The 6973-nt window shown below is 37.1% G+C and carries 10 protein-coding genes and 1 other RNA gene; 8 read left to right on the top strand and 3 right to left on the bottom strand.

Annotated features, from left to right (window positions below; translation table 11 throughout):
• Positions 1-49: 49 nt before the first annotated feature.
• Positions 50-598, bottom strand: a complete 549-nt coding sequence (locus ACWIW0_RS07330) for a UPF0149 family protein (RefSeq protein ID WP_454452796.1) — start codon at positions 596-598, stop codon at positions 50-52.
• 75 nt (positions 599-673) lie between these two features.
• Between ACWIW0_RS07330 and ACWIW0_RS07325 the strand changes: the two genes are divergently transcribed.
• From ACWIW0_RS07325 to ACWIW0_RS07315, 3 genes are all read left to right on the top strand, one after another.
• Positions 674-1003 (top strand): cell division protein ZapA, encoded by a 330-nt coding sequence (locus ACWIW0_RS07325; protein WP_454446425.1) that lies wholly within the window; start codon positions 674-676, stop codon positions 1001-1003.
• Between the two features lie 64 nt (positions 1004-1067).
• Positions 1068-1247: non-coding RNA, 6S RNA (ssrS, locus tag ACWIW0_RS07320), on the top strand.
• A gap of 3 nt (positions 1248-1250) precedes the next feature.
• Positions 1251-1841 (top strand): 5-formyltetrahydrofolate cyclo-ligase, encoded by a 591-nt coding sequence (locus ACWIW0_RS07315; protein ID WP_454452795.1) that lies wholly within the window; start codon positions 1251-1253, stop codon positions 1839-1841.
• On the opposite strand, the gene ACWIW0_RS07310 is transcribed toward ACWIW0_RS07315, so the two are convergent.
• On the bottom strand, positions 1838-3250 hold the full coding sequence (locus tag ACWIW0_RS07310; RefSeq protein ID WP_454452794.1) for a surface lipoprotein assembly modifier: 1413 nt from the start codon (positions 3248-3250) through the stop codon (positions 1838-1840). The two genes, ACWIW0_RS07315 and ACWIW0_RS07310, sit on opposite strands and share 4 nt — an antisense overlap.
• 60 nt (positions 3251-3310) lie before the next feature.
• A complete protein-coding gene (locus ACWIW0_RS07305) occupies positions 3311-4303 on the bottom strand; it encodes a factor H binding protein domain-containing protein (protein WP_454452793.1) in 993 nt (330 codons plus the stop codon).
• A gap of 103 nt (positions 4304-4406) precedes the next feature.
• On the opposite strand from ACWIW0_RS07305, the gene ACWIW0_RS07300 reads away from it, so the two are divergent.
• The 5 genes from ACWIW0_RS07300 to ACWIW0_RS07280 all read left to right on the top strand — a co-directional run bounded on the left by ACWIW0_RS07300 (position 4407) and on the right by ACWIW0_RS07280 (position 6918).
• Complete coding sequence (locus ACWIW0_RS07300) at positions 4407-4796, top strand: transcriptional regulator (RefSeq protein WP_454452792.1); 390 nt, start codon at positions 4407-4409, stop codon at positions 4794-4796.
• 66 nt (positions 4797-4862) lie between these two features.
• A complete protein-coding gene (locus ACWIW0_RS07295) occupies positions 4863-5306 on the top strand; it encodes a methyltransferase family protein (RefSeq protein ID WP_454452791.1) in 444 nt (147 codons plus the stop codon).
• Between the two features lie 95 nt (positions 5307-5401).
• On the top strand, positions 5402-5761 hold the full coding sequence (gene hinT / locus ACWIW0_RS07290) for a purine nucleoside phosphoramidase (RefSeq protein ID WP_454446419.1): 360 nt from the start codon (positions 5402-5404) through the stop codon (positions 5759-5761).
• A gap of 1 nt (position 5762) precedes the next feature.
• The gene (locus ACWIW0_RS07285; protein WP_454452790.1) at positions 5763-6137 is read left to right on the top strand and encodes a YcfL family protein; all 375 of its coding nucleotides are present in this window, start codon (positions 5763-5765) and stop codon (positions 6135-6137) included.
• Positions 6100-6918 carry a phosphotransferase gene (locus ACWIW0_RS07280; RefSeq protein WP_454452789.1) on the top strand — a complete coding sequence of 273 codons (819 nt, stop codon included), beginning with the start codon at positions 6100-6102 and terminating at the stop codon, positions 6916-6918. The genes ACWIW0_RS07285 and ACWIW0_RS07280 overlap by 38 nt, the downstream gene beginning before the upstream one ends.
• Positions 6919-6973 lie beyond the last annotated feature (55 nt).

The raw sequence follows: 6973 nt of genomic DNA, 5'->3' as shown, positions 1-6973 counted from the left end.
ATAGTGTAAGGATTTAACGCACTCTTTTTGAAAATGAATAAAACGACTATCAATGTACTTGTGGCTTATTTACCGTTTTGGTCTGAGTAAAATGGCTATGCAAAAAGAGTGAAACCACACGCAGGTATTCAACAATTTCTTCCCCCGCCTCGAGTAATTCTTCACTTTTATCTTCTTCATCGTAGCCAAGTTTAGCGATTTCATCTAAATCATCAATCGCTTCGCCGACTTCATCGGTTTCCTGTTGTAGCTTAGGTTGAGCTAAACCTAATCCCAGTAAGAAGTGATTTGTCCATTGTGCAATGCCATCAGCTAACGCAAAACCATCTTCTTCGCTTGGTAACCAAAGTGAAAAAAGTGTATTTGCATCATCAAAACTTTCACTAAGTTGTTGATAAAAATCGGTTAATTTTTGGAGAGGGGCTTGTGAGAAAGCGTGTCCATCATTGGTAACTTGGTAGGTTAGCGTCTTCCACGACTCATCTTGAATTCCGCCTGAAATTAATCCACTGATAAAACCGTGAAACTCTGCTGGTGTGTATTCAATCTGTAAGTCTGTAATAAGTTGTTGAAATTCGTTCGATTGTAAAATAGCCATAGCCTGTTATTTTGTGATTTGAATAAAGAGTGGCATAATAGCAAAAATTTTTGTTTTGGTAAGGATTTCCCAATAATGTCGAAAAATAATATTGAATTATCTCTTTTCGGACAAGTTCTACGTCTATATTGCCCACCTGAGCAACAGGATTTTTTATTAGCATCAGCGAAGCGTTTAGAAGAGCGTGTTGCAGCATTAAAAGAGCAATCTGGAATTATTCAACTTGAGAAAGTGCTATCTATTGTGGCACTCAATTTGAACTATGAACTAGAACAAGAACAACGCAAAAATGTAGAAAATAAAAATGTGCTAATGGCTTGTGTACAGCAATTAGATAGCTCATTAGCAAAATTCCAATCGACAGATGCTCAAGCAGTTCCAATCGGTCAAGAAAATAACGAATAATAGCATTTTAGTTATTTTATTGATCTGAACACTAGGAAAATTTGCTAAATTCCGTTAGTATTCACTTTGCCTGAGGTGTGCGTTGTTAGTTACGTCCCTGAGCCGATATTTAAAACTCCTTGAGTTGGACTCTTAGTTGTTGGTGAGCAGGCTCGCTTGCGAGAAGCCTAAAAATGATTACGTTCGACTCCCTTGAACCGTCTGGTTCAAGGACCACAACTGATAACGGCACTTCGGGTCTCTTTTTATGATGAATGATATTTCCCAACTTTCACTTTACGAACAACGTAGCCAACTTCGCAAAGAAATGCGAGCCAAACGCCAAGCATTAACTCTTAATGAGCAACGCTTTGCAGCACAAAATATTATCCCCAAATCGCTAGAATTGATTGAACATCATTCTGCTCAACATCTTGCATTTTATTTACCATTTAACGGCGAAATCTCACCGCTTCCCTTGATTGAAAAATTACGCTTGATAGGCAAAAAGATTTATCTTCCCGTATTACACCCTTTTTCACCACATCAGCTACTATTTTTACGTTTTGATGATAAAGCAGATTTATCTTCTAATCGTTTTGGAATTTTAGAACCCAAATTAGACGTTAGAAAAGTATTACCAATTAGCGAATTAGAAATGATCTTCGTCCCCCTTGTTGCTTGTGATACACAAGGTAATCGGCTTGGAATGGGGGGCGGATTTTATGACCGAACCCTTTCCCAAGCCAAGCATTTAATCAGTGTTGGATTGGCTCATCAATGTCAACAGTTAAAGTATTTACCATTAGAGAGTTGGGACGAACCACTAGATTATATCGTGGTAGGAAATTCTGCTTAAAATCGTTTTTCCACAGTTAAAAACCATTCTCCATTTTTTCTTGAATAGAAATCAGGCATATTGCTATGGATTTTGATATAACTGAAATTCAATTTCGGCATTAAGTCTTTCCAAGCCCATTTTTCATTCCATAGAGACCAATTTGCCCGATATTCTTTATCAGCACGTTTATAGCCATAAAGATAATGCTCTCCTTCAAAATGGCGTTTGGCGTAGCTACTTCTAAATTCCGTTCCCCAACTTTTCCAACGATAAATGACGCCAAGTTCTCCACCAAATTTATGGGAAGATGATGCTTTTTCTTTGGTTTGATCTCGATTTACATCAATACTTGCAAAAAATTGCCAAGATCTCACCGCTTGCCAACGTAATGTCAATGAAGCACTATTCTGGAAACCATCATAACGGCTTGCGGTTAAATAGTCGTTATAACGCTTTTGGAGATGAGTTAAGCGAGCTGACACTCTCCATTTTGAAGTTAGATACCGATAGCTATGCAGTGTTGCACCGAATTGCTTACTATAACGTGGATTACCTAACCAATTTTGCTCAACAAATGGCGTAATACCCAAGCTCATTTGGGCATTGCGATATTGGTATCCCAAGCTAAAGCGAAGTGATTGCTCGCTGTAATCTTGATTATTCCAATAATAAACACCGTTGTAATGCAGTGAAGTGTTAAGGTAGTGATTACTTTTCAGATTATGGGATTTTGATATGCCAATACCATAGCGAAAGCCTTCTGCTGATTGTGGTAATGAATCTTTATCTTTGACTAATTGTCGCCCATTGATATTAACTATTGAGGAACTAGAGGCATTATTGACATTATCTGTACGCACATATTGCACGATGAAATCAGGTTGCCAGCCCTGTTCTTTCTCCATTTTTGCTAAATAGCGTTCGGCTAGATCTTGCATTGCTGGTGCTAAGTCTGCTTTCGCCATAGTAAGTTGCTCGATGGCTTGTTTGTACTGCTGATTTTCGTAAAGCATTACTCCTAAATCAAAACGGGGATAAGCTAATGTTGGATCTTGATTTAATACTGCTTGATAGTGTTGAATCGCTTCAGGATAACGTTGTTGGCTGTAATAAAATGCCCCTAAAGCATAATGCACAAGAGTCGTATCGTAATGGGATTGCTGTTGATAATGTTGTAACAAAATGGGCAAATTTTGCCATTGTTGTTCAATAATGGCTTGGTTTATTTGAGCTTCAAGGTTATGTGGATTAACTAACGGTAAAGCGACCTTTGGGGAAGCGGTTAAATCTGCTGATTTTTTTGCAAATGGTTGCTCAAAACCGACCGCTTGTGATAAACGCTCAAAGTTTACAGGATCGGCAAGGGGATTTGCTGAGAGAATTGGGCTTGTCAGCAAAAAAATAAAAGAGAATTTAGATGATTTCATACGGATATAATGAAATGGGGATACATTGTGTGATCTGCACCCCAAAAGTGAACTATTTAATTATTTTTGGATTTCGCCACGAGTTCCAGCTAAGCCAAAAGTATAATCTCCAGTTACTGCTTTTCCGCCAATTTCTTCAGCCTTAGGACCGAAAAATTTTATTTCATAGCGGTATAAATGGTCGTATTGTGAATCCCTTTTATTCTCAGTACCAATTCTTGTTGATGAAACAATTGAATTTTCTTTAATAGAACCAGTTTCTAAAATAATGTTATCTTTAAAATGCTCTATTCCAGTAATAATGCCTGAACCTGTTCTTGCTTTAAAATCAACAGAATAGCTTAATTCTCCATTTGTATTAAAAGCACCATAAGCCTTACCAGTATAAATTGCTTTACCCTCATTTGGGATTTTATCTATTTTGGTTTCTAGCCCTTCTGTAATAAGTTTCTTATTATCATAATCAATGAAACTAGTATGATTTGGGATTGTTGTAACAGAATATCTCTGCTTATAGATAAGCTCATTCCCTGATTTTGTTAAACCTAGAGTATATCGTTCAGTTAGCCCACTTCCAGCATAGTCTCTAATGTCTGCTTCAAGTTGTTCATCGGTTACAAATTCAGCATATTTTTCAGCGTAGCCTTTAGCTAAACCTTGATTAAGCCCTGCGGCAATAAATTTTTCATAGATTTCAGCAACTCGATCTGGTTTGTTTAAGTCATCTATATTAGCAATATTTTGTGATTCCGTAGATGGAGTTTGATTTTGTGAATTATTCCCTGCTGTTCCGTTAGGTGTGGTTTGTGTTGTATTAGCTGGAATTTGTTGTTTTTGTGAACTAGCCTCTACTGTTTCACTAGGTGTGGTTTGCGTTGTATTAGTTGGAACTTGTTGTTTTTGCGAATTAGCCTCTGTTGTTTCGCTAGGTGTTGCTTGTGCTGCATTAGATATGCTTCGACCTGTATTATCAGTTTTTTTTTCATCATTACTAATACAAGCGGTTAAACCTAAAAGAATCAAACTAGCTAAGGTTACTTTTTTTAATGACATAAGTTTCTCCTGAATATGATTGATATGTGCCTGAATGGCAACTTGCATTATATTCCATCAATTAAACAATTTAAATTATAAATTGAATAATTTAAAAAATTGATTGCTTACTCGTCATAATGCAGAAATGCACTCAGAATCAGATAAAACAGGTTTTAGTAAAAGATTAAAAGTCGCCTTAGAATTGGCAGGGTTTCAATCTTTATCTTTAGCCGAAATTTCAAATAAATTTAATCTTCGTCACCCGAATAAGCCTGTTACACCGCAAGCGGTACATAATTGGCTTATCGGGCAATCTATTCCTACACCTGATAAAATTGAAACACTCTCAAAATGGCTTAATATTAGCCCTGAATGGTTACGCTATGGCAAAGAGAATTTTGAGGGTGAAAGCCTTTCTCAGAATGAAGTGTTGATGTTGAAATATTTTCGACATTTGCCTGCAAACCGCCAACAAGCAATTTTGGCATTAATGCACGAATTTCATAAATAGATAAATCACTAGCATTAAATCAACGAAAACAGCATAATTCCAAGATTGATTTAGTGAGATTAACCTATGGAACTCAAACTCCCTCCGCCATTAGTTGCATTTATTTGTGCAGTGATTATCTATTTTCTACCAAATTATGCAGAAACAAATTGGGTATATCGCTGTTTTGCGGTGATCTGTTTTATCTTTGGTGTTGTGGTTGATCTCTGTGCTTTGTGGGCTTTTTGGAAAAATAAGACAACAATCAACCCGCTTGATCCAAATAAAACATCAGCTTTAACAAGAGAAGGCATTTATCGCTTTACTCGAAATCCGATGTATTTAGGATTAGTCTGTTTATTATTGGCTTGGGCGTTTTGGTTGGGTAATGCGTTTGCATTGCTTGTCGTGTGGGGATTTATCGTCTATATCACTCGTTTTCAGATTAAGCCTGAAGAGCGAATTTTGGCTCAGAAATTTGGGGAAATTTATCAAGACTATTGCCAAAAAGTCCCACGTTGGCTGTGGTAGTCAATACAAGCGGTTAGATATGCAGAAAATTTTGCAAATTTTGTAAAAAAGTTGGAAAATCCTACCGCTTACAACATTCATATTAAGGAAACATTATGCTAACCAACTACGAAGAAACTATTTTTAGTAAAATTATCCGTAAAGAAATTCCAGCTGCTATCGTTTATCAAGATGAATTAGTTACTGCATTTCGTGATATTGCTCCGCAAGCACCAACACATATTTTAATTGTGCCAAATAAATTTATCCCAACAGTCAATCATTTAACCAGTGATGATGAAGTTGCAATGGGGCGTTTATTTACTATTGCGGCTAAAATCGCAAAAGAAGAAGGGATTGCAGAAAATGGCTATCGTTTGATTATGAATTGTAACCAACATGGTGGGCAAGAAGTATTCCATATCCATTTACACCTTGTTGGCGGTGAACCGTTAGGCAAAATGTTGGCAAAATAAGATGAAAGAATTGAGATCGTTTTGGCTACCTTGTTTATTGGCTATGCTTTTAACGGCTTGTGCAAATAATCCACCAAGCTATCTTCCAACAGGCACAACCCCGATTGTGAATGTAGAGGCTCAAATTGCACAACATATTCGTGTCGATGCTAAACCACAGTTGCTCACTGTAACCAATCAAACACAACATAGCATAAACGTATGGTACAAATTATTTTGGTATGACAAAGATGGTGTAACTCAAACCTTTGATACGAGTGATAAAACTCAGTGGCTTAATTTTTGGCTAGCTCCGCAAACTAAAACTGAGTGGCATTTAACGCCACCAACAGTTGAAAGTGTTAATTATCGGGTTTACTTGCGTGGAAATCGCTAATTCATTAGCTTGGCTCACAAGAAATCGACAACAAGCGGTGAGATCCTTACAACCTTTAGCAGGGCTTACCGCTTGTAGCCAAATGATAACCCTTGAAAATAATGAACGCTATGTACTTCGTACCCAAAGCCAGCGTGCAACAAATTATGGTGTTAATTATCAGCAAGAAGCTAACTTGCTAAAATGGATTGCTCCGCTAAATCTCTCACCTAAGCCCCTTTATTGTGATAAAGACGCATTGATTTTAGAATGGATTGATGGTTCGTCCCCAACGCAATTTTCACCTGAAATGCTCACAAAATTAGCTCAATTGTTGGCAAAACTACATCAATTCGAGCTACAAGCGGTGAGATTTTCGCCAAAATCTGCAAGATTATCGCTATCTGAACGTTGCCAATTTTTGTGGGCACAACTCTCACCTGTTGAACAAAAGCAACTCTCTTTTACTCCTCCTTTTCCAAATATCGAACCGCTAGCATTGGCAATTTGCCATCACGATATTCACTTGGCAAACCTTATTGAGCAAGAGGATAAGCTCTGGTTAATTGATTGGGAGTACAGTGCCATATCTGATCCTGCATTGGAATTAGCGTTATTTCTAAATGCTAATCCACTTTCAAAACAGCAACAAGCGGTCTTTTTTAACGCTTATTTTGCAAACTCTGAGCTTGAACCCACCGCTTGTATGGCGAAAATTGAGGAATATTTACCCGAAGTCGAGAAATTAAATCAACTTTGGTTTATAATTCATCTCAAAAATAAGAATAGTTCTCATTTGTAAGGTTTTGTAAAGATGGTTGCTTGTTTTGTTGAGAATTATTATCATCTAACCACTT

The sequence above is a fragment of the Ursidibacter sp. B-7004-1 genome (assembly GCF_053654055.1).
This window is presented reverse-complemented; position numbering and strand designations above follow the sequence as displayed.

Bases quoted from the DNA above. Each gene is read 5' to 3' on its own strand.
- ACWIW0_RS07330 (WP_454452796.1), bottom strand. From the start codon at position 598: ATGGCTATTTTACAATCGAACGAATTTCAACAACTTATTACAGACTTA.
- ACWIW0_RS07325 (WP_454446425.1), top strand. From the start codon at position 674: ATGTCGAAAAATAATATTGAATTATCTCTTTTCGGACAAGTTCTACGT.
- ACWIW0_RS07315 (WP_454452795.1), top strand. From the start codon at position 1,251: ATGATGAATGATATTTCCCAACTTTCACTTTACGAACAACGTAGCCAA.
- ACWIW0_RS07310 (WP_454452794.1), bottom strand. From the start codon at position 3,250: ATGAAATCATCTAAATTCTCTTTTATTTTTTTGCTGACAAGCCCAATT.
- ACWIW0_RS07305 (WP_454452793.1), bottom strand. From the start codon at position 4,303: ATGTCATTAAAAAAAGTAACCTTAGCTAGTTTGATTCTTTTAGGTTTA.
- ACWIW0_RS07295 (WP_454452791.1), top strand. From the start codon at position 4,863: ATGGAACTCAAACTCCCTCCGCCATTAGTTGCATTTATTTGTGCAGTG.
- hinT (WP_454446419.1), top strand. From the start codon at position 5,402: ATGCTAACCAACTACGAAGAAACTATTTTTAGTAAAATTATCCGTAAA.
- ACWIW0_RS07285 (WP_454452790.1), top strand. From the start codon at position 5,763: ATGAAAGAATTGAGATCGTTTTGGCTACCTTGTTTATTGGCTATGCTT.